Origin of the sequence: Microbacterium deferens (genome assembly GCF_045517775.1) — a bacterium.
Classification (GTDB): Bacteria; Actinomycetota; Actinomycetes; order Actinomycetales; family Microbacteriaceae; genus Microbacterium.
In genome coordinates this window covers 46,413-66,639 of record NZ_JBEUWT010000001.1, presented here as the reverse complement: position 1 = coordinate 66,639, position 20,227 = coordinate 46,413, and the positions used below count along the sequence as shown (strand labels likewise).

General features: G+C 70.3%; 19 protein-coding genes. 15 read left to right on the top strand and 4 right to left on the bottom strand.

The window, feature by feature from the left end; translation table 11 throughout:
* The first annotated feature begins 156 nt into the window (after positions 1-156).
* The 10 genes from rpsD to ABTU82_RS00265 all read left to right on the top strand — a co-directional run bounded on the left by rpsD (position 157) and on the right by ABTU82_RS00265 (position 11,851).
* The gene (gene rpsD / locus ABTU82_RS00310; RefSeq protein ID WP_116646592.1) at positions 157-786 is read left to right on the top strand and encodes a 30S ribosomal protein S4; all 630 of its coding nucleotides are present in this window, start codon (positions 157-159) and stop codon (positions 784-786) included.
* A gap of 141 nt (positions 787-927) precedes the next feature.
* Positions 928-1,179: an ATPase gene (locus ABTU82_RS00305; RefSeq protein WP_116646593.1), complete on the top strand. Its 252-nt coding sequence runs from the start codon at positions 928-930 to the stop codon at positions 1,177-1,179.
* Between the two features lie 61 nt (positions 1,180-1,240).
* Entirely contained in the window at positions 1,241-3,907 is a 2,667-nt protein-coding gene (gene alaS, locus ABTU82_RS00300) for an alanine--tRNA ligase (protein ID WP_116646594.1), read from the top strand.
* A 2-nt stretch (positions 3,908-3,909) separates the two neighbouring features.
* Positions 3,910-4,374, top strand: coding sequence for a Holliday junction resolvase RuvX (gene ruvX / locus ABTU82_RS00295; RefSeq protein ID WP_407173264.1), 465 nt, complete (start codon positions 3,910-3,912; stop codon positions 4,372-4,374).
* 1 nt (position 4,375) lies between these two features.
* Complete coding sequence (gene mltG, locus ABTU82_RS00290; RefSeq protein WP_116646595.1) at positions 4,376-5,848, top strand: endolytic transglycosylase MltG; 1,473 nt, start codon at positions 4,376-4,378, stop codon at positions 5,846-5,848.
* Positions 5,818-6,675: a shikimate dehydrogenase gene (locus ABTU82_RS00285; protein ID WP_346427021.1), complete on the top strand. Its 858-nt coding sequence runs from the start codon at positions 5,818-5,820 to the stop codon at positions 6,673-6,675. Before mltG ends, ABTU82_RS00285 begins: the two co-directional genes overlap by 31 nt.
* A gap of 4 nt (positions 6,676-6,679) precedes the next feature.
* Positions 6,680-7,909, top strand: coding sequence for a chorismate synthase (gene aroC / locus ABTU82_RS00280; protein ID WP_407170897.1), 1,230 nt, complete (start codon positions 6,680-6,682; stop codon positions 7,907-7,909).
* Entirely contained in the window at positions 7,893-8,423 is a 531-nt protein-coding gene (locus ABTU82_RS00275; RefSeq protein WP_116646598.1) for a shikimate kinase, read from the top strand. Before aroC ends, ABTU82_RS00275 begins: the two co-directional genes overlap by 17 nt.
* Complete coding sequence (gene aroB, locus ABTU82_RS00270) at positions 8,420-9,496, top strand: 3-dehydroquinate synthase (RefSeq protein ID WP_407170893.1); 1,077 nt, start codon at positions 8,420-8,422, stop codon at positions 9,494-9,496. The genes ABTU82_RS00275 and aroB overlap by 4 nt, the downstream gene beginning before the upstream one ends.
* Positions 9,497-9,529: 33 nt before the next feature.
* Positions 9,530-11,851 (top strand): FdhF/YdeP family oxidoreductase, encoded by a 2,322-nt coding sequence (locus ABTU82_RS00265; RefSeq protein WP_407170890.1) that lies wholly within the window; start codon positions 9,530-9,532, stop codon positions 11,849-11,851.
* A gap of 3 nt (positions 11,852-11,854) precedes the next feature.
* Here ABTU82_RS00265 and ABTU82_RS00260 read toward each other — a convergent pair whose 3' ends face one another.
* On the bottom strand, positions 11,855-12,715 hold the full coding sequence (locus tag ABTU82_RS00260) for an NTP transferase domain-containing protein (protein WP_407170889.1): 861 nt from the start codon (positions 12,713-12,715) through the stop codon (positions 11,855-11,857).
* The gene (locus ABTU82_RS00255; RefSeq protein ID WP_407173263.1) at positions 12,712-13,947 is read right to left on the bottom strand and encodes a molybdopterin molybdotransferase MoeA; all 1,236 of its coding nucleotides are present in this window, start codon (positions 13,945-13,947) and stop codon (positions 12,712-12,714) included. The genes ABTU82_RS00260 and ABTU82_RS00255 overlap by 4 nt, the downstream gene beginning before the upstream one ends.
* Positions 13,948-14,034: 87 nt before the next feature.
* On the opposite strand from ABTU82_RS00255, the gene fdhD reads away from it, so the two are divergent.
* Together fdhD and ABTU82_RS00245 are read left to right on the top strand one after the other, a co-directional pair.
* On the top strand, positions 14,035-14,919 hold the full coding sequence (fdhD, locus tag ABTU82_RS00250) for a formate dehydrogenase accessory sulfurtransferase FdhD (protein ID WP_407170887.1): 885 nt from the start codon (positions 14,035-14,037) through the stop codon (positions 14,917-14,919).
* Complete coding sequence (locus ABTU82_RS00245; RefSeq protein WP_407170886.1) at positions 14,916-15,374, top strand: type II 3-dehydroquinate dehydratase; 459 nt, start codon at positions 14,916-14,918, stop codon at positions 15,372-15,374. The genes fdhD and ABTU82_RS00245 overlap by 4 nt, the downstream gene beginning before the upstream one ends.
* Here the strand turns inward: ABTU82_RS00245 and ABTU82_RS00240 are convergent.
* Both ABTU82_RS00240 and ABTU82_RS00235 read right to left on the bottom strand, forming a co-directional pair.
* Positions 15,352-15,885: an HAD family hydrolase gene (locus ABTU82_RS00240; RefSeq protein ID WP_407170884.1), complete on the bottom strand. Its 534-nt coding sequence runs from the start codon at positions 15,883-15,885 to the stop codon at positions 15,352-15,354. The genes ABTU82_RS00245 and ABTU82_RS00240 overlap by 23 nt on opposite strands.
* On the bottom strand, positions 15,872-16,039 hold the full coding sequence (locus tag ABTU82_RS00235) for an HAD family hydrolase (protein ID WP_407170881.1): 168 nt from the start codon (positions 16,037-16,039) through the stop codon (positions 15,872-15,874). The genes ABTU82_RS00240 and ABTU82_RS00235 overlap by 14 nt, the downstream gene beginning before the upstream one ends.
* Positions 16,040-16,220: 181 nt before the next feature.
* On the opposite strand from ABTU82_RS00235, the gene efp reads away from it, so the two are divergent.
* From efp to ABTU82_RS00220, 3 genes are read left to right on the top strand one after another with little or no spacing between them, the layout of a single operon-like run.
* On the top strand, positions 16,221-16,781 hold the full coding sequence (efp, locus tag ABTU82_RS00230; RefSeq protein WP_116646605.1) for an elongation factor P: 561 nt from the start codon (positions 16,221-16,223) through the stop codon (positions 16,779-16,781).
* Positions 16,782-16,793: 12 nt separating this feature from the next.
* Positions 16,794-17,204: a transcription antitermination factor NusB gene (gene nusB, locus ABTU82_RS00225; protein WP_116646606.1), complete on the top strand. Its 411-nt coding sequence runs from the start codon at positions 16,794-16,796 to the stop codon at positions 17,202-17,204.
* A 50-nt stretch (positions 17,205-17,254) separates the two neighbouring features.
* Positions 17,255-20,227 carry a DEAD/DEAH box helicase gene (locus tag ABTU82_RS00220; protein WP_407170878.1) on the top strand — a complete coding sequence of 991 codons (2,973 nt, stop codon included), beginning with the start codon at positions 17,255-17,257 and terminating at the stop codon, positions 20,225-20,227.

Here is a 20,227-nt window from a genome sequence, read left to right as displayed (position 1 = left end):
CTGTTAGGCTTGATCGGCTCGAAACACAGTTTTCGGGCATCCCCTTCTTCCTTGATCACCTGCAGGTACGCCCCGACGTGCGCACCGGCAGGGCGGGAGCGGGTGATACGTCCGTGAGCTGCGAGATGCGCGGCCACGTCCCAGAAGGAGTTCTTCGTGCCTACGAAGTCCCAGGACCGCCGCAAGGTCCGTATGTCCCGAGCGCTCGGTATCGCGCTCACCCCGAAGGCCGCCCGCTACCTCGAGAAGCGTCCCTACGCTCCCGGCGAGCACGGCCGCACCAAGCGCAAGACCGACAGCGACTACGCCGTCCGGCTGCGCGAGAAGCAGCGTCTTCGCGAGCAGTACGGCATCCGCGAGAAGCAGATGCGCAACGCCTTCAACGAGGCGCGCCGCACCCAGGGCCTGACGGGTGAGAACCTCGTCGAGCTCCTCGAGATGCGTCTGGACGCCCTCGTCCTGCGTTCGGGCTTCGCCCGCACCACGGCGCAGGCACGCCAGCTCGTCGTGCACCGCCACATCCTGGTCGACGGCCAGACGGTCGACCGCCCGTCGTTCCGCGTGAAGCCGGGTCAGCTCATCCACGTCAAGACCAAGAGCGAAGGCCTCGAGCCCTTCCAGGTCGCAGCCGCCGGCGGCCACGCCGAGGTGCTGCCCCTGGTTCCGGGATACATCGAGGTCGACCTCACCACGCTGCAGTCGCGCCTCGTGCGCCGCCCGAAGCGTGCCGAGGTGCCCGTGACGTGTGACGTGCAGCTCGTCGTCGAGTACTACGCGGCGCGCTAAGCGCCACGTGGTACGGCGCGCTCAGCGCCACGTAGCGTTCTCGCTCAGAAGGGCGTCGGGGGTCACCCCGGCGCCCTTCCGCGTCTGCGCACTACGATGAAAAGAGAGCCGTGCTCGCGGCCCTCGCAAGGAAGTGGTGACATGAAGACCTTCGTCTGGTTCGTGCTGGGCATCGCCGGCGGCTTCGTCGTCGCTCATCTGGTGAACAAGGATCCGCGCGGTCACGAGCTGCTCTCGCAGGTGGACGCCCGGATCGGCGAATTCACCGACCGCATCGGCGACGCGTACCGCGACCAGGAAGCGCAACTGGTCGACCTCGTCGCCGAGGCCAAAGACGCGGCATCCGATGCGGCCGAGGCCGCCAAGAACGCCACCGCCAAGCTCACCGACTGAACCGTCGCCGCCGACGCCCATCTCGGGCGCGCACGATCCTGCCCTCCGGAGACCCCATCCCATGAAGACCGCCGACATCGCTCAGCGCTATCTCGATTACTTCGAGAAGAACGACCACACCATCGTCCCGTCGGCTTCCCTCGTCAGCGACGACCCGTCGATCCTCTTCACGATCGCCGGCATGGTGCCGTTCATCCCCTACCTCACCGGGGTCGTGCCGGCGCCGTACCCGCGTGCCGCCGACGTGCAGAAGTGCATCCGCACCAACGACATCGAAGAGGTCGGCAAGACCGCTCGGCACGGCACCTTCTTCCAGATGATGGGCAACTGGTCGTTCGGCGACTACTTCAAAGAGGGGGCGATCTCCTACGCGTGGGAGCTGCTGACCTCCGCCGAGTCCGACGGCGGCCTCGGGTTCGCCGAACGCGACCTGTGGGTCACCGTCTACGAAGACGACGACGAGGCCGCCGCACTCTGGCAGAAGGTGGCCGGGCTCCCCGCGTCGCGCATCCAGCGTCTCGGCCGCGAAGACAACTACTGGACCACCGGCCAGCCCGGACCCGCCGGCCCCTGCTCCGAGATCTACTTCGACCGTGGCCCCAAGTACGGCCGCGACGGCGGCCCGGTCGCCGATGACAACAGGTTCACCGAGATCTGGAACCTCGTCTTCATGCAGTACGCGATCAACAACGTGCGCTCGAAGGTCGACTTCGATGTCGTCGGCGAGCTGCCGAAGAAGAACATCGACACCGGTATGGGTCTCGAGCGCGTCGCGTTCATCAAGCAGGGCGTCGAGAACATGTACGAGATCGACCAGGTGCGCCCGGTGCTCGACCGCGCGGTCGAGCTGTCGGGCCGGAAGTACGGCGCCGTGCACGAGGACGACGTCCGCTTCCGCGTCATCGCCGACCACGTGCGCTCGTCGCTCATGCTGCTCTCCGACGGCGTCACACCCTCGAACGAGGGGCGCGGCTACATCCTCCGCCGCCTCATGCGCCGCTCCGTGCGTTCCATGCGCCTGCTCGGCGTCGAGGGTGCGACCTTCCCCGAGCTGTTCGCCGCGTCGCGCGACGCGATGAAGGACGCCTACCCGATCGTCTCCGACGACTGGTCGCGGATCGCCCCCTACGCCTATGCCGAGGAGGAGACCTTCCTGCGCACGCTCGCCTCGGGGTCGACCATCCTCGATCTCGCGGTCTCCCAGACGAAGGATGCGGGCGGTTCGGCCATCACCGGATCCGAGGCGTTCCTGCTGCACGACACCTACGGGTTCCCCGTCGACCTCACCCTCGAGGTGGCCGAGGAGGCCGGCCTGACGGTCGACCGCGCCGCGTTCGACGCGCTCATGCAGGAGCAGCGTCAGCGCGCGAAGGACGATGCCAAGTCGCGCCGCCGCGCGATCGCCGACCACACGGTCTACCGCGACTTCCGCGCTCTCGGTGAGACCGTCTTCACGGGCTACACCGACCTGCAGACGCCCTCGACGATCCTCGGCGTGCTCGTCGACGGGGTGTCGGTCGACCGAGCCCGGGAGGGACAGATCGCCGAGGTCATCCTCGCCGAGACCGCGCTGTACGCGGAGTCCGGCGGTCAGGTCGCCGACAAGGGCGTCATCGTCGGACCCGGGTACGAGCTCGACGTGATCGATGTGCAGAAGCCGGTGCCGGGTCTCGTGAGCCACACCGTCGAGGTGACGGTCGGCGAGGTCGCCACGGGGCAGCCCGCGACCAGTGTCGTCGACGCCGTGAACCGCCGGGCCGCGCGTCAGGCCCACTCGGCCACGCATCTCGTCCACGCGGCTCTGCGCGACACGCTCGGCAAGAGCGCGACCCAGTCGGGCTCGCTGAACCGCGCCGGATACCTGCGCTTCGACTTCAACTGGGGTCAGGCTCTGTCGCCCGAGACCCGTTCGGAGATCGAGGAGATCGCGAACAACGCCGTGCACGACAACCTCGAGGTCACCACTCGCGTGATGTCGCTCGACGAGGCCAAGGAAGCCGGCGCCATGGCGCTGTTCGGCGAGAAGTACGGGCAGACCGTGCGGATGGTCGACATCGGCGGCCCCTGGTCGCGCGAGCTCTGCGCCGGCACGCACGTCGGGTCCAGCGCCGAGGTCGGCCTCATCAACCTTGTCGGCGAGTCGTCGGTGGGCGCATCCAACCGCCGTGTCGAGGCCCTCGTCGGGCAGGACGCGTTCCGTGAACTCGCGGCCGAGCGTGCGATCGTCTCGCAGCTGACGGGTTCGCTCAAGACTCCGCGCGACCAGCTGCCCGCGAAGATCGCAGAGCTGGCGGCGAGCCTCAAGGCCGCGGAGAAGAAGATCGCCGCCTTCGAGTCGCGCGCCCTCGCCGACCGCCTGCCGCAGCTGGTCGACACGGCCGTCGCCGCGGGTTCCGTGCGTGTCGTCGCGCAGTCGCTCGGCACGGCCGCGACCGCCGACGACGTCCGGTCGCTGGCCCTGCAGGTGCGTGACCGCCTCGGCTCGGAGCCCGCTGTGGCCGCTCTCGGCGCGCTCGTCGGCGATCGTGTCGCCGTCGTCGTCGCGACGAACGATGCCGCTCGTGCCCGCGGGGTCAAGGCCGGCGCCCTGGCGAAGGCCGCGGCAGCTGCGCTCGGCGGTGGTGGCGGCGGGCGTGACGACGTCGCTCAGGGCGGTGGGACGGATGCTGCGGCACTGCCGGGCGCCCTGGAAGCCATCGTGTCGGCGGTGAGGACGACCGCCGCGTGACCTTGCGTCGCGGCGTGCGCCTCGGGGTCGATGTCGGACGCGCGAGGGTCGGCGTCGCACGCAGCGATCCCGACGCGCTCCTCGCGGTGCCCGTCGAGACCGTGGCGCGCGTGGGCACCCCCATCGCTCGGATCGTGGAGATCGCGAGCGAGTACGACGCGATCGAGATCCTCGTCGGCCTGCCGGTCAGTCTGAACGGTGGCGAGACGGCATCGACGGCGGATGCGCGAGCGTTCGCCGACGAGCTCGCGGCGGCGTGCGCCATTCCGATACGTCTCGTCGACGAGCGGCTCAGCACCGTCACCGCGCACGACGCACTCCGACGGTCTGGGCGTTCTCAGCGAAAGTCTCGTAGCATTGTCGACCAGGTCGCCGCCGTTGTCCTTCTGCAACAGGCGCTCGATGTCGAGAGACAGTCCGGCAACCCGGCCGGAACCGCCGTAGCTTCGGGACAGGAGCCCGCCTGACATGCCCGATAACTCTTCCCCGTTCGACGACCCGCTCGCCGATCTGTACGGAAAACTGCCCGATCCGCGCCGCGATCGGGGCGATGCGTCCGCCCCCGACGGCACCCCGACATCGCGCCGTGCCGCGCGCGCTGCGCGAGGGGACACGGGGCCGACCGACGCTCACCCGCCGATCACCCGCCCGCCGGCGCAGCCGGTGGCGGCTCCTCGCGCGGCCGCCCAGGGCGGATCGACGGGAACGCAGACCCAAACGCGTCCGGCTCCGCCGATCCCGCGCCCCGAACCGGGCGCTGCGAGCTCGGCGCCCGCAGCGGGGACCCTCGACGACCTGTTCACCGGTCGCCGCAGCACCGACGAGCTGGGATCGACGCCGCCGCCGAAGGAGCGTCGCAAGCGCCGGGTCGGAGGCTGGATCGCCCTCGCGATCGTCGTGATCATCATCGGCGGCATCACCCTCGGCGGGTTCTGGGCCGTGAACACCTTCGGCGCTCAGATCCAGGGGATGTTCGCGCCCGACGAGCGCGAGGACTTCGAACCCGGCCTCGCGCAGGGCGAGGCGACGATCACGATCGTCAGCGGCGATGCGGGACCACAGGTCTCGCAGAAGCTGTACGACGCCGGCGTGACCAAGGCGCCGACGTCGTTCTACGACTACCTGATCGATACATCGACCGCCTTCACCTTCCAACCGGGCGTCTTCCGCTTCCAGCAGCAGATGTCGTCCGACGCCGTGCTCGCGGCCTTCCGCAATCCGGAGAACCACCTCACCAACACCGTGACGGTGCCCGAGGGGCTCACGGTGCAGCAGACGATCGCACGGACCGCCGACCTCACCGAGATTCCGCTGGCCGACCTGGAAGCGGCAACGGCCGACCCGGCCGTCTACGGCATCTCTGCGACCAACCTCGACGGATGGTTGTTCCCGGCGACCTACACGTTCGACCCGGGCACGACGGCGTCGGCGGCCATCACGCAGATGGTCGACCGTGCCAAGCAGGCCCTCGACGATGCCGGCGTGGCGGAGGCGGACCGCAATCGGGTGCTGACCATCGCCTCAATCATCCAGCGCGAGGCCCGCTTCCAGGCCGACTTCTTCAAGGTCTCGCGTGTCATCGAGAACCGTCTCGACCCCGCCAACCAGGAGACGTTCGGCAAGCTGCAGATGGACTCGACCGCCCAGTACGGTTACGGCGAACTGCACGCGGGCACGGCCAGCTCCTCGGAGGAGGCCCTCAACGACCCGAACCCGTGGAACACGTACGTGAACGCGGGGCTTCCCGTCGGGCCGATCTCCAACCCCGGCGACCTCGCGATCCAAGCGGCGCTCAACCCCGAGCCCGGACCGTGGTTGTACTTCGTGACGGTCAACCTCGACACGGGCGAGACGCTGTTCACGACGACCTATGCCGAGCACCAGGCGGGCGTCAACCAGTGGATCCAGTGGTGCCGCGACAACCCCGACTCGGGATGCTGACCGGCACGAAACTCGCGGTGTGGGGCGACCCGGTCGCCCACAGCATGTCGCCGCGCCTGCACGCGGCGGCATACCGCGTGCTCGGTCTCGACTGGGAGTACGACCGACGGCGGGTCGACGAGGCGTCGTTCGACGACGTCCTCGCCGGTCTCGACGACGGATGGCGCGGACTCTCGCTCACGATGCCGCTCAAGCGTGCTGCCGCAGCATCCGCTCGCTCGCTGGACGAGCGCGCGCGACTGACGGGAGCGGTGAACACCCTGCTGCTCACCGAGGACGGCCCGCACGGCTTCAACACCGACGTCGGGGGACTGGTCGCGACCATCCACGAGCAGGGCGTCGACGAGGTGCCGTTCGGACGCATCCTCGGCGCCGGCGCCACGGCGGGATCGGCTCTGGTCGCTCTGGCGGAACTCGGCGCGCGTCGGGTCGACGTGATCGCCCGTCGGCCGGAGGCTGCGGCCCCCCTCGTCGCCCTGGGCGAAGCGCTCGGCGTCGACGTCGAGCCCGCGGATTTCACGCGGGCTCCCTCGCCGGACGCCACCGTGACCATCGCGACACTCCCGGGCGGAACCGATCTCGGCGAGAGCGCCCAGCCGTTCGCCGCGCTCGGCGGCCTGCTCGTCGACGTCGTGTACGGGTCATGGCCGTCGCCGCTCGCCACGACATGGGAGCGCGACGGCGGCCGGGCGATCTCAGGACTCGGGATGCTGCTGCACCAGGCCGTCCTGCAGGTTCGCGTGTTCGTCTCCGGCTCGACCGGGATCGCGCTGACCGACGAGCCCCGGGTGCTGGCGGCGATGCGCGAAGCGGTCATGGGAGACTAGGGGAATGCTCCGCGTGCTCACTGCCGGCGAATCGCACGGCCCCGAACTCGTCGCCATCATGGAGGGTCTGCCCTCCGGCGTCCCCATCTCGCTCGCCGCGATCCGCGCCGACCTCGCCCGTCGCAAGCTCGGCTACGGCCGCGGCTCGCGCATGAAGTTCGAGGAGGACGAGCTGAACGTCTCGTCCGGCGTCGTGCACGGTCTGAGTCTCGGCAGCCCGATCGCCATCCGCATCGGCAACACCGAGTGGCCCAAATGGGTCGAGGTGATGAACCCCGAGCCGATCGAACTGACCGAGAAGTCCCGCGGCCGCGGCGCCGCGCTCACCCGTCCGCGCCCCGGTCACGCCGACCTGGTGGGCATGCAGAAGTACGACTTCGACGAGGCGCGCCCGATCCTCGAGCGCGCGAGCGCCCGAGAGACCGCCGCCCGCGTCGCGCTGGGCGCCCTCGCTCGGGCGTTCCTGTCGGAGTTGGGCATCCGGCTCGTCAGCCACACGGTGTCCATCGGCACCGTGGCGGTTCCGGAAGGCGCGGCGTTCCCGGCCCCCGACGACGTCGATGCCCTCGATGCCGACCCGTTGCGCTGCTTCGACGCGGCGACGAGCGAGCGCATGGTCGCCGAGGTCGACGCCGCGAAGAAGGACGGCGACACACTCGGCGGCATCGTCGAGGTGCTCGCCTACGGCCTGCCGCCCGGAGTCGGATCGCACGTGCACTGGGACCGCCGCCTCGACGGCAAGCTCGCCCAGGCGCTCATGAGCATCCAGGCCATCAAGGGCGTCGAGGTCGGCGACGGCTTCCTCACCACGACCCGCCGCGGATCCGAGGCGCACGACGAGCTCTTCACCACCGACGACGGGATCACCCGGTCGACCGATCGCGCCGGCGGAACCGAGGGCGGCATGTCCACCGGCACCGTGCTGCGCGTGCGGGCCGGCATGAAGCCGATCGCCACGGTGCCCCGTGCCCTCCGCACCGTCGACGTCGCCACGGGCGAGACCGCGGCCGCGCACCACCAGCGCTCCGACGTCTGCGCCGTCCCGGCCGCCGGCGTGGTCGCCGAGGCGATGACCGCGATCGTGCTCGTCGACGTCGTTCTCGAGAAGTTCGGGGGCGACAGCGTCGGCGAAACCCGTCGCAACATCGAGACCTACCTCGCCCACGTACCGACGACCCTCCGCACCACCGCCGACAGCGACGCGTCGCTGGCCGCGCATGACCTCGTCGGCTGAGGCGCTCGTTCTGATCGGCCCCATGGGGGCCGGAAAGACGAGCGTCGGCCGACGGGTCGCGAAGGCCCTCGGCACCACGTTCACCGACACCGACATCGCGCTCGTGCGCGAGCACGGCCCGATCCCGCAGATCTTCTCCGAACACGGCGAAGAGCACTTCCGACGGATCGAGCGCGATGCCGTCCGCGCGTCACTCGTGTCCGGCGGAGTGGTCTCCCTCGGCGGGGGAGCGATCCTCGACCCCGAGACGCGCGACGACCTCCGCGCGCACCGCGTGGCGCTTCTGACCGTCCAGCCGCGGGTGGTGGCCGCGCGCCTGCGCGACGACTCCCGCCCGCTGCTGGCGGGCGACGACGCGATGCGTCGCTGGACGGCGATCTACACCGAGCGCCGCCCCCTGTACGAGGAGGTGGCCGACGCCACCTTCGACACGAGTTCGGGCCCGCTGCAGGCGGTCGTCGACGCGATCGCGGCCTGGGCACGTACCCCCACCCCCACCGAGGAGCACGCATGACCGACCTCACCACGATCTCCGTCGCCGGCGCCGCCCCCTACGACGTCACCATCGGCCGCGGCATCCTCTCGGGCCTCGGCGACGTGCTCCCGCCCGACGCCCGCAAGGTGCTCATCATCCATGCGCCGACGCTCGCCGAGAAGGCGGAGGAGTTGCGTCAGCAGCTCGTCGGAGACCGCGAAGTGCTGCTGGCAGAGATCCCCGATGCCGAGCAGGGCAAGCGCATCGAGGTGGCGGCGTTCTGCTGGCAGATCCTCGGAAAGTCGGACTTCACCCGCACCGACGTCGTCGTGGGCTTCGGAGGAGGCTCGGTCACCGACCTCGCCGGCTTCGTGGCCGCCACATGGCTTCGCGGCGTCGCCGTCGTCCAGGTGCCGACCACGGTCCTGGCCATGGTCGACGCGGCCGTCGGCGGCAAGACCGGTGTCAACACCGCCGAGGGCAAGAACCTCGTGGGGTCGTTCTGGCCGCCGCGTGCCGTCGTCTGCGACCTCGATCTGCTCGACTCGCTCTCGCGTAACGAAGCGACCGCCGGCTTCGCCGAGGTCGTGAAGGCCGGATTCATCTGGCACCCCGAGATCCTCGACCTCATCGAGGCCGACCCCGAGGGCGTGGTCGATCCCCGCGGCGATGCGTTCCGCCGGTGCATCGAGCTGGCCATCGACATGAAGGCACGGGTCGTCGGCGAGGACCTGCGCGAAGCGGGACTGCGAGAAGTGCTCAATTACGGCCACACCGTGGGGCACGCGATCGAGCACGCCGAGCGCTACCGCTGGCGTCACGGCGCGGCGATCTCCGTCGGCATGGTGTTCGCCGCAGAACTCTCGCGCCTGGCCGGGCGTCTCCCGGATGCCGTCGCCCAGCGCCACCGCGACGTGCTCGGCGCGCTGGGTCTCCCCGTCAGCTACCGACCGGGCGCGTGGCCGCAGCTGCTCTCGACGATCCAGCGAGACAAGAAGAGCCGCGGCGGAATGCTGCGATTCATCGTGCTGGACGACCTCGCTCGCCCGACCGTGCTGCAGGCGCCCGACGAGTCTCTGCTGTTCGCGGCGTACCAGGAAGTCGCCGGCTGACCTTTTCCCTCTGGACGTAGGTAAGCTCAGGGCATGGCGACGAAGCCCCCCGCACACGACATCGACGAATCCGACGTCACCGTCGGCTCCCGCAAGAAGGTAGCCGTCGGAGTCCCGGCCGTCCTCCATGCCCTGAAGATCTCGGTCGACCAGATGGGCGTCACGCGCTCGGCGCAGACGCTTCTCCGCGTCAATCAGAAGGACGGGTTCGACTGCCCCGGCTGCGCCTGGCCGGAGGAGGATAAGCGCCACATCGCCGAGTTCTGCGAGAACGGCGCGAAGGCGGTCGCCGAGGAGGCGACGGTCAGACGCGTCGACGCCGCGTTCTTCGCGAAGCACTCCGTGGCCGAGCTCAACGAGCACGACGACTGGTGGCTCGGGCAGCAGGGACGACTCACCGAGCCGATGTACCTCGACGAGGGCGCGTCGCACTACCGTCCCATCTCATGGGACGACGCGCTGCAGACTGTCGCTGACGCCCTGCGCGAGCTCGACGATCCGAACGAGGCGATCTTCTACACCTCGGGGCGCACGTCCAACGAGGCGGCATTCCTCTACCAGCTCCTGGTGCGCGGGACCGGCACCAACAACCTGCCCGACTGCTCGAACATGTGCCATGAGTCCAGCGGTTCTGCGCTCGTGGAGACGATCGGTATCGGCAAGGGGACCGTCTCCCTCGACGACATCCACCGCGCCGACCTGCTCATCGTGGCCGGCCAGAACCCCGGCACGAACCACCCACGGATGCTCAGCGCGCTCGAGAAGGCGAAGCAGAACGGCGCCACGATCATCGCGGTGAACCCGCTGCCCGAGGCGGGGCTCATGCGCTTCGAGAACCCGCAGACCCCACGCGGGGTGCTGCTGGGCGGCACGAAGCTCGCCGACGAGTTCGTGCAGATCCGCCTCGGCGGAGACCAGGCTCTGTTCCAGGCGATCGCCAAGCACCTCTTCGAGGTGGAGGGGGAGCGCGGCGGGGTGCTCGACCGTCCGTTCATCGAGCGCCACACGAGCGGATTCGACGACTTCGAACGCGCGATGGCGAGTGCATCGTGGGGCGAGTTCGAGACCGCGACCGGGATCGACGAGAAGGAGCTCCGCCGCATCGCCGAGATCGTGCGCGGCTCGACGTCGACCATCGTCTGCTGGGCGATGGGGCTCACCCAGCACAAACACTCCGTTCCCACCCTCCGCGACGTGGTCAACCTCCTTCTGATGCAGGGCAACCTCGGGCGTGCCGGCGCCGGGCTGTGTCCCGTGCGAGGACATTCCAACGTGCAGGGCGACCGCACGATGGGCATCTACGAGAAGCCGCACGAGGGCTTCCTCGCCTCGCTCGACGAGGAGTTCGACTTCTACGCCCCGCGTGAGCACGGCTACGACACCGTCGAGGCGATCCGGGCGATGCGCGACGGCAAAGCCCGTGTGTTCATGGCGATGGGCGGCAACTTCGTCAGCGCGACACCCGACACCCTCGTGACGGAAGCGGCCATGCGCTCGGTCGATCTGACGGTGCAGGTCTCGACCAAGCTCAACCGCTCCCACGCGGTGACCGGCAAGCGGGCTCTCATCATCCCCACCCTCGGGCGCACCGACCGCGACGTCCGGGGCACCGGAGAACAGCGCGTCACCGTCGAGGACTCCATGAGCGCCGTGCACGGCTCGCGCGGACGCCTACGCCCCCCGGCGGACGACCTGCTGTCGGAGCCCGCTATCCTCGCGCGGATCTGCGATCTCGTCTTCGGCGACCGCGCCGATTCGCCCAATGTGCCCCGCGCCGACTGGCGGCGTCTCGAGAACGACTACACCCTCATCCGGGATCACATCTCCCGCGTCGTGCCGGGCTTCGCCGACTACGAGTCGCGCATCGCCAAGGGGCGCACGTTCGTCCTTCCCAACGGGCCCCGCGACGACCGCACGTTCGCGACACCCGACGGCCTCGCCCACTTCACGGCGAACGCGCTGGAGTATCCGGTGATCCCCGAGGGGCGCGTGCTGCTGCAGACCCTGCGGTCTCACGACCAGTACAACACCACGATCTACGGCAAGGACGACCGCTATCGAGGCGTCCATGGCGGACGCCGCGTCGTCTTCGTGAACCGCGACGACATCGCCGAGCAGGGACTCTCCGACGGTGAGATCGTCGATCTCGTGTCGGAGTGGACCGCACGCGACGGCGCCGTCGAGGAGCGTCGGGCCGAGGCGTTCCGCGTGATCGCCTACGACACGCCCCGGGGGAACGCCGCCGCGTACTACCCCGAGACGAACGTGCTCGTGCCCCTCGACTCGGTCGCCGACACGAGCGGCACACCGACGTCCAAGTCGGTCATCGTTCGCATCGAGCGCCGCACGGTCTGAGGGTCACTCGTCGCCGTGCTCGGCGGCGAGCCGGGTGATCTCGGCCACCGCCGCACGGACCTGCTCCGGCGAGCCACCCGCGCGACCGGCGACCAGCCCTGCCACGTACGCACTGAATGGGGCGGCCGGGCGTGCGACACCGTTCGCGACGTCTCGGGCGAGATCGAGGATCAGCGAGATCGGCAGGTCGTCCTCGGAGAGGTCGAAGCGGTCGCGGAGCACCGCGCCCCAGGCATCGAGCGCCTCGGGCGGGAGGGTGCGGGAGGACGAGTCGGCCATGGTGGTCTCCGTTCCGGCTGCGACGCGTCGCCGAGCCTCGCGCAGATGATCCCACGTATCCACGTCGGCCGCTGCCGCCGCTCCGGCCTCGATGCGACCCACGCGCAGCCCGTGCACCATCCGGCGCGCCGGAAGCCCCTCGACGCCGTCGACGAACGTCGCGAGCCGCTCGCCCAGCGCTGCGGTGCGGTAAATGCCCGTGAGCCACTGCTCGCGCCCCTGGTCGTCCACGAGGCAGACGCCGTCGCCGTCGCGACCCGCACCCGTCAGAGCGCGCGCCGCGTCCCGCGGCGAGACGAGGTCGGCCGGCAGCACCAGCACCCAGTCGGCAGTGACGAGCTCCAGCGCGGCCGCGAGCGCCGAGACCGGTCCGCCGAACGGCGGATCCTCGCGCGCCCACCGCACACCGGACACGCCCTCGACGGGCGGACCGACGACCACGATCGCGTCGCAGCCCGCCGCGCGCGCCGCATCCACGGCTCGCCCCAGGAGGGTCGAGCCGCCCAGCTGCAGGAGGGGCTTGGCGATGCCGCCCATGCGACTTCCGCGGCCACCGGCGAGAACGATCGCGGCCATCCCCGTCATGACAGCAGCATCACGTCGACGAGGTCGCCGGGCGCGACATCGGGCGACCCGGGCTCGACGACCGCGTAGGCGTCGGCGCGCCCGAGGGCGCCCGCGCGGTGCGCGCCGGAGCCCTCCGCGACGACCGTGGAGACGGTCCACTGCGCTGGATCGTCTCGGATCACCCGCACGGGCACGTACTGGCGCCGTGCCGGGGGAGTGCGCCATCCGGATGCTGCGGGGAGCCGCAGCATCGGGCGATCGAGGCCGGCGCGCCCCTGCAACCGGAGGAGCGCGGGCCGGACGAACAGCTCGAACGAGACGGCGACGCCGACCGGGTTGCCCGGGAGCCCGAAGAAGAGCGCGCCCCCGGGGAGCGTGCCGAACGCCTGAGGGCGGCCGGGTTGCATCGCGACCGACACGAACCGGATCGAATCCGCGCCGTCGAGCGCGATCTTGACGACCTCGAACGCTCCAGCACTGACGCCTCCGGAGGTCACGACGACATCCGCGCCCGCCGCACGGGCGCGATCGAGCACGGCCAGGAAGGCTCCGGCTTCGTCGCCGACGCTTTCGCGGAGCACGACGTCGGCGTCGGCCTCCGCCACGAGGTTTGCGAGGAGGGTGGCGTTGGACTCGGGGATCTGTCCTCTGCGCAGAGCCGATCCCAGCGGTCTCAGTTCGTCACCGGTCGACACGACCGCGACCCTCGGAGCGCGCGTGACGCGCACGGCCGAGACGCCGGCGGCCGCCGCCGCACCCATCTGCCAGGCACCGAGACGTTCACCGGCCGGAAGGACGACATCACCCGCGGCGATGTCGTCGGCGCGTCTGCGAACGTGCGCGCCGCGAGCGCGGGGCGCCGTGACGACGGTCGTGCCGCTCAGGGAGTCCGCGAGGCCCGAGCGCGTGGCTTCGAAGGGCACGACCGTGTCAGCGGCGGTCGGCACCGGTGCCCCCGTCATGATCCGAGCGGCCTCGCCCGCGCGCAGCGGCGGGTCGGCGTCCGAACCCGCCGGCACGTCGGCGACGACGCGCAGAGAGACCGGCAGGTCGGGCGAGGCGGCGTGCACGTCGGCGAAGCGGACGGCGAAGCCGTCCATCGCCGCGTTGTCCCACAGCGGCAGGTCGAGCGCGGTAACGACGTCGGCGACGAGCGTGCGGCCGGCAGCGACGGCAAGCGGCACCTCGGTCGCCGGCACCCGCCGCACCGCACCGAGCACCTGCGCCCGGTGCTCCGCAACAGTGCGCATGACCATCCCGCCAGCGTATCGACCGCACGACCGGCCGCGGACCCTCGGTGCGTTCTAGGCTGGGGGAAAGAGCCGATGGAGGCGCAAATGGGACGCATCACCGTGCGCAAGCCGATCCTCACGCTGCGCGTGGACGGGCAGGAGCGCCGCCGCCCCGACACGCTCGCCGTGGAGGAGCCCCTCGAGATCCGCATCGGCGGCACGCCGCTCGCCGTCACGATGCGCACGCCCGGCCACGACGTCGAGCTCGCGGCGGGGTTCCTCGTCTCCGAGGCCGTGATCTCTCGTGGCGACGAGTTCTCCGGCGCCATCCACTGCGGCGGTCCCGGTACCGGAGGGGTGGAGAACACCTACAACGTGCTCGACGTCACCCTCGCCCCGGGTGTGCACCCGCCCTCACCCGACCTCGCCCGCTCGTTCTACACGACGAGTTCCTGCGGGGTCTGCGGGAAGGCCTCGATCGACGCCGTCGAGACGGTGTCGAGCTACGACGTCTCCAGCGACCCGGCGACGGTGGAGCTTCCTCTGCTCGCATCGCTGCCCGACCTCCTGCGCGCCCAGCAGGCGGTCTTCGACAAGACCGGCGGACTGCACGCCGCGGGTCTGTTCGACGCCGTGACAGGCGATCTGCTCGTCCTGCGCGAGGACGTGGGTCGTCACAACGCCGTCGACAAGGTCGTCGGGTGGGCCGCCCTCCACGATCGCCTGCCGCTGCGGGGCACCGTGCTGCAGGTCTCCGGCCGCGCGAGCTTCGAACTCGTGCAGAAGGCTGCGATGGCGGGGATCCCGGTTCTCGCGGCGGTCTCCGCGCCCTCGTCGCTCGCCGTCGACCTCGCGGAGGCACGCGGGATCACGCTCGTCGGGTTCTCGCGCGGGCAGTCCCTCAACGTCTACAGCAGAGCCGACCGCATCCTGACCTCGGCACCTGCGCCCGCACCCGTCGACACGCTCGCTGATATGTTGCCCCGGTGACCACCCCTCGACGACTCCTCTTGGTGAACGGCCCGAACCTCAATCTGCTGGGCACCCGCGAGCCCGCCATCTACGGCACCGAGACGCTCGCCGACGTCGAGCGTCTCACCGCCGACACCGCCCGCACGCGGGGCTTCGAGGTGCGTGCCGTGCAGAGCAACCACGAGGGCGTGCTGATCGACGCGATCCACGCGGCCCGCGAGGACTGCGCGGGCATCGTCATCAACCCGGGCGGGCTCACGCACACCTCCGTCGTGCTGCGCGATGCCCTGTCGGGCGTGGACCTCCCCGTGGCCGAGGTGCACATCTCCGACGTCCGCGCCCGCGAGCCGTTCCGCCACCACTCCTACGTCGCCGACGTCGCCGTCGTGCACGTGATCGGCGAGGGCGTCGCGGGGTACGCCCGCGCCGTCACCCTGCTCTGCGACGTCGTCACCGGGCGAGCCGAGGGCTGATCGGGCTCCCGTCGAGCTGGGACAGCAGGTCTGCCGCATCGTCGTAGACGACGAGCGCACCGGCCTCGAGAAGCTCTTCGCGCCCGTACCCGCCGCTGAGGAGCCCGATGCACGCCACGCCGGCGCGCTGCGCTGCGACGACGTCCCACACCGCGTCCCCCACCATGACGGCTCGATCCGCCGGCACGCCCGCGCGCTGCAGAGCGACCTCGATGATGTCGGGGGCGGGTTTGGCGGTCTCGACGTCCTCCGCCGACGTGACGGCGTCGACCGAAGGGGCGACATCCAGCAGATCGAGGAGCACGTCGAGTTCGCGCTGCGGCGCCGACGTGGCGAGCACCACCCGGGCGCCACGCGACGACAGTTCGGCGAGCAACTCCCGTGCCCCCTGAATGGCGCGCAGTCGCCCGGTCATGCTCAGGTACACCCGATTGTGGTGCTCTTTCGCCTGCTCGCCGAGGCGGTCGGCGTCGTCACCGAGCGCGTGGGCGAGCAGGTCAGCGGAGTCCATTCCGATAGCGCGGTGGATCCGCCACACGTCGATGGGGGTGTCCGACCGCGACGAACGCCCGGTCCCACGCCTCGACATGGAGATAGTTGGAGTCCACGAGGGTTCCGTCGATGTCGAACAGGACGGCGGTGGATTCGAGTGCGTCGGAGGTCATCCGTCCACCCCATCGCAGACAGGCTCACCGCACGAGGGGGTGGCGGCGGCCGGCCGGGCATGCAGTCCTGAACACGGGCGTCCGTAGCGCTGCGTCCTCGATCCCGTAGAATCGACCCTCGGGCCGCGCTCCGACGAGCGCACCGCCCGCAGACCCTCTTACGAACGGACTCCCCTCAGCCATGGCTTCCACCGCAGATATCAAGAACGGCGTCGTCCTCAACATCGACGGGCAGCTCTGGAGCGTGGTGGAGTTCCAGCACGTCAAGCCGGGCAAGGGCGGCGCATTCGTCCGCACGAAGATGAAGAGCATCATGACCGGCAAGGTCGTCGACCGCACCTATAACGCCGGCGCGAAGATCGACATCGAGAACGTCGACCGCCAGGACTTCACCTACCTGTACAACGACGGTGAAGGCTTCGTCTTCATGAACACCGACGACTACGACCAGATCACGGTGCCCGCCACGATCGTCGGCGACGCGGCCAACTACCTGCTCGAGAACCAGCAGGTCACCCTCGCGACCAACAACGGCAACCCGCTCTACGTCGAGCTCCCCGCGTCCGTGGTGCTCGAGATCACCTACACCGAACCCGGCCTGCAGGGCGACCGCTCGTCGGCGGGCACGAAGCCGGCCACCCTCGAGACCGGTCACGAGATCCAGGTGCCGCTGTTTGTCGAGAACAACACGAAGGTCAAGGTCGACACCCGTACGGGCGACTACCTCGGCCGCGTCAGCTGACGCGCCCTCACGATGAGTGCACGCACGAAGGCCCGCAAGCGCGCCCTCGACATCCTGTTCCAGTCCGACGTCCGCGGTGAAGAACTGCCCGTCATCCTGGCCGCCGAAGCGAAGCGCGCCGCGAACGAGCCCGCCCGCGAGTCGTCCTGGCTGTACGCGCGAGACATCGTCGACGGGATCATCGACCACGGCGACGAGATCGACGAACAGATCGTGACGTTCGCGAAGGACTGGTCGCTCGCGCGCATGCCCGCCGTCGACCGCGCCCTCCTGCGGATCGGCACGTGGGAGGTGCTCTTCAACGACGAGGTCCCCGCCGCGGTGGCCATCGACGAGGCGGTCGAGCTCGCGAAGGAATTCTCGACCGAGGAGTCGGGCTCGTTCGTCCACGGCGTTCTCGGCCGCATCTCCCGCGCGGGCTGAGACTCGCGCTCCACGGCCGGCCTGTCGGAGGGCCCTGAGAGGATCTCCGCGTGAACGCGCCCTCCGATCGACCGCGTCACGATGACGCATCGCCGCTGTCGTGGCGTGACCTCGTCGCGACCGCCGCGACCTCGGTGCCCGCCCCGCTGGCCCTCGGGGTCGAGCTGCGCCAGCGCGAGCCGCACGACCCGCGTCGCTGGGATCCGCGCAGCATCGACGCGGTGACCCCTCGCGCGCTCGCCCGGCGGCAGGACGAGCTCCAGCTCGCGATACGGCCCCTCACGCGCGGGGCGCGGGGCGGCTGGGTGAAGAAGGACGCCGCCTGGGACGACGTGCGGCGCTCGACGTCGCGCTTCGCTCCCGAGGCCGTGCGATGGTTCACCGAGCTCTTCGCCATCGCGCGCCCCTCCTCCGCGGTGGGCGCATTCTCGTCGGTGTCGGAATGGGTGCCCCTCGGACCGGCGTCATCGTCGCTCCTCTGGATGCACCTGCGCGCCGCCCAACGCGCCGGGGTCGCGCTGGTGACGACGCACCCCCAGCAGTCGATCGCCCTGGCCGACGCGGCGTCGGTCGATGTGCTGGTCGGACCCGAGAGCGGCGGCACGCTGCGCGTCGCCGCACGCGTCGTCGTCGACGGCATCGTCACCGAGGTCTCTCGCGTGCGACCGCTCGGCACGAGCGCGGTCTTCTGTTTCACACTCGACACCGAGGTCATCGGGATCACGATCGCCCCCGCTGTTCTCGACGACACCATGACCGCCCTCCTGGGCGCCCCCGAAGGCGTCGAGGTGCCCGCCCACGAGGCGGTGGAGTTCGTGCGCGATGCCTACCCCCGTCTCGCCCGCCGCACGAGGGTGACGCCGACCGGCGGGCTCGATCCGCCGCCTGCGCCGCGGCCGAGCCTGCGCCTCACTGCGGCGTTCGACGAAGATGCCGTGACGTACGCGCTCGAGTGGGTCTACCCGGGGCTCGCGCCCTTCCCGTATCCCGCGGACGAGCACCCCGAGCGCGACGCGGCGGCCGAGGCGGAGCAGGCCGCGGCGGTGACGCTCGCCTGGACCGGCGCATCCGATCTTCCCTTCGCGGCGGCGAGCACGCTGCGCGGCGCCGACGCGGGCGAATTCTCCACGCAGGTCGTGCCCGCCCTGCAGCAGCTCGACGATATGCGCGTGGAGGTCACGGGCGTGCGACCGTCGGTGCGTGAACTCACGGGCGCCCCGGAGGTCTCGGTCACCACGGTGCCCACCGACGACCCCGACTGGTTCGACCTCGGCGTGATCGTCACCATCGAGGGCCGGTGGGTGCCGCTGGCACCCCTGCTCACCGCTCTCGCGAGGGGGCGGCGACGCATGAGGTTGTCGGACGGCGCATACTTCTCGCTCGCCCATCCGTCGCTGACACGGCTCAAGGAGCTGCTCGACGAGGCCGCCGCGCTCGACGAGTGGGAGACCGGCGAACGCATCCATCGTCACCAGACCGCGCTGTGGTCGGACTTCGAAGACCTCGCCGACCAGGCGGAGCCCGCCCAGGCGTGGCGACAGCTCGTGCGCGGGCTCGCGTCCACCGACGGCGTCGAGGAGACGAAGCTTCCCGACGGCATCCGGGCAGAACTGCGTGCCTACCAGAAGCGAGGCTTCGACTGGCTGGCCTTCCTCTGGCGCCACCGGCTCGGCGGCATCCTCGCCGACGACATGGGACTCGGCAAGACGCTCCAGGTGCTCGCCCTGCTGCAGCACACGCGAGAGCGGGGGGAGCAGCGCGCGTTCCTCGTCGTCGCCCCGACATCGGTACTCGCGACATGGCGCGAGGAGGCCGCGCGCTTCGCACCTCACCTCCGTGTGCGCACGATCGTGGCCACCGCGGCCAAGACGGGCAAGACCGTGACGGATGCCGCGTCAGGCGCCGACGTCGTCGTCACGTCTTACGCGATCCTCCGGCTCGATGAGGCGTCCTTCACGCAGCAGCCATGGGCCGGAGTCATCCTCGACGAGGCCCAGTTCGTGAAGAACCCCCAGACCTCGGTCCATCGTGCCGTCCAGAACCTCACGGCTGATATGACGATCGCGCTCACAGGAACCCCGATCGAGAACGGACTGGGCGATCTGTGGGCGCTGTTCTCGCTCACCGCACCGGGACTCTTCCCGTCGGCTCGGCGCTTCCGCGACGAGTACGTCCTCCCGATCGAGAACGCCCGCCGCGACGACCCCTCGGCGAGCGCGCACGGCGCTGAACGTCTCGCGCGCCTGCGTCGCCGCATCCGTCCGCTGATGCTGCGGCGCACCAAGCAGCTTGTCGCCCCCGATCTGCCGCCGAAGCAGGAACAGGATCTGCACATCGATCTGTCGCCCGAGCACAGGGCGCTCTACGACACGGTGCTGCACCGAGAGCGGCAGAAGGTGCTCGGGCTGCTCGACGATCTCGACCGGCATCGCTTCATCGTCTTCCGTTCGCTGACGCTGCTGCGGATGCTGAGTCTGCATCCCGCGCTGATCGACGAGCGCCACGCGCCCATCGGGTCGAGCAAGCTCGACGCGCTGCTCACGCGTCTGACCGAGGTGATCGCCGAAGGGCACCGTGCGCTGGTCTTCAGCCAGTTCACGTCGTTCCTGGCGCTGGCGGCCGAGCGCCTCGACGCCGCGGGCATCGCGTATGCGCATCTCGACGGGTCGACGCTGCGGCGCGGGGAGGTGGTGGAGGGATTCCGCTCGGGTGAGGCTCCGGTCTTCCTCATCAGCCTCAAGGCCGGCGGTTTCGGTCTGACCCTGACCGAGGCCGACTACGTGTTCCTGCTCGACCCGTGGTGGAACCCCGCCGCCGAGGCGCAGGCGATCGACCGCGCTCACCGCATCGGGCAGGACCGCCACGTGTTCGTCTACCGCATGCTGGCGTCCGACACGATCGAAGAGAAGGTGCGCCTGCTGCAGCAGCGCAAGTCCGAGCTCTTCGATGCGGTGGTCGACGACGGGGATCTCTTCGCCGAATCGCTCACCGCCGACGACATCCGCGGGCTCCTCGACCTCTGA

Excerpts from the sequence above, each read along its gene's own strand:
- ABTU82_RS00305 (WP_116646593.1), top strand. The coding sequence starts at position 928 with ATGAAGACCTTCGTCTGGTTCGTGCTGGGCATCGCCGGCGGCTTCGTC.
- alaS (WP_116646594.1), top strand. The coding sequence starts at position 1,241 with ATGAAGACCGCCGACATCGCTCAGCGCTATCTCGATTACTTCGAGAAG.
- mltG (WP_116646595.1), top strand. The coding sequence starts at position 4,376 with ATGCCCGATAACTCTTCCCCGTTCGACGACCCGCTCGCCGATCTGTAC.
- aroC (WP_407170897.1), top strand. The coding sequence starts at position 6,680 with ATGCTCCGCGTGCTCACTGCCGGCGAATCGCACGGCCCCGAACTCGTC.
- ABTU82_RS00275 (WP_116646598.1), top strand. The coding sequence starts at position 7,893 with ATGACCTCGTCGGCTGAGGCGCTCGTTCTGATCGGCCCCATGGGGGCC.
- aroB (WP_407170893.1), top strand. The coding sequence starts at position 8,420 with ATGACCGACCTCACCACGATCTCCGTCGCCGGCGCCGCCCCCTACGAC.
- ABTU82_RS00265 (WP_407170890.1), top strand. The coding sequence starts at position 9,530 with ATGGCGACGAAGCCCCCCGCACACGACATCGACGAATCCGACGTCACC.
- ABTU82_RS00260 (WP_407170889.1), bottom strand. The coding sequence starts at position 12,715 with ATGACGGGGATGGCCGCGATCGTTCTCGCCGGTGGCCGCGGAAGTCGC.
- ABTU82_RS00255 (WP_407173263.1), bottom strand. The coding sequence starts at position 13,947 with ATGCGCACTGTTGCGGAGCACCGGGCGCAGGTGCTCGGTGCGGTGCGG.
- fdhD (WP_407170887.1), top strand. The coding sequence starts at position 14,035 with ATGGGACGCATCACCGTGCGCAAGCCGATCCTCACGCTGCGCGTGGAC.
- ABTU82_RS00240 (WP_407170884.1), bottom strand. The coding sequence starts at position 15,885 with ATGGACTCCGCTGACCTGCTCGCCCACGCGCTCGGTGACGACGCCGAC.
- ABTU82_RS00235 (WP_407170881.1), bottom strand. The coding sequence starts at position 16,039 with ATGACCTCCGACGCACTCGAATCCACCGCCGTCCTGTTCGACATCGAC.
- efp (WP_116646605.1), top strand. The coding sequence starts at position 16,221 with ATGGCTTCCACCGCAGATATCAAGAACGGCGTCGTCCTCAACATCGAC.
- nusB (WP_116646606.1), top strand. The coding sequence starts at position 16,794 with ATGAGTGCACGCACGAAGGCCCGCAAGCGCGCCCTCGACATCCTGTTC.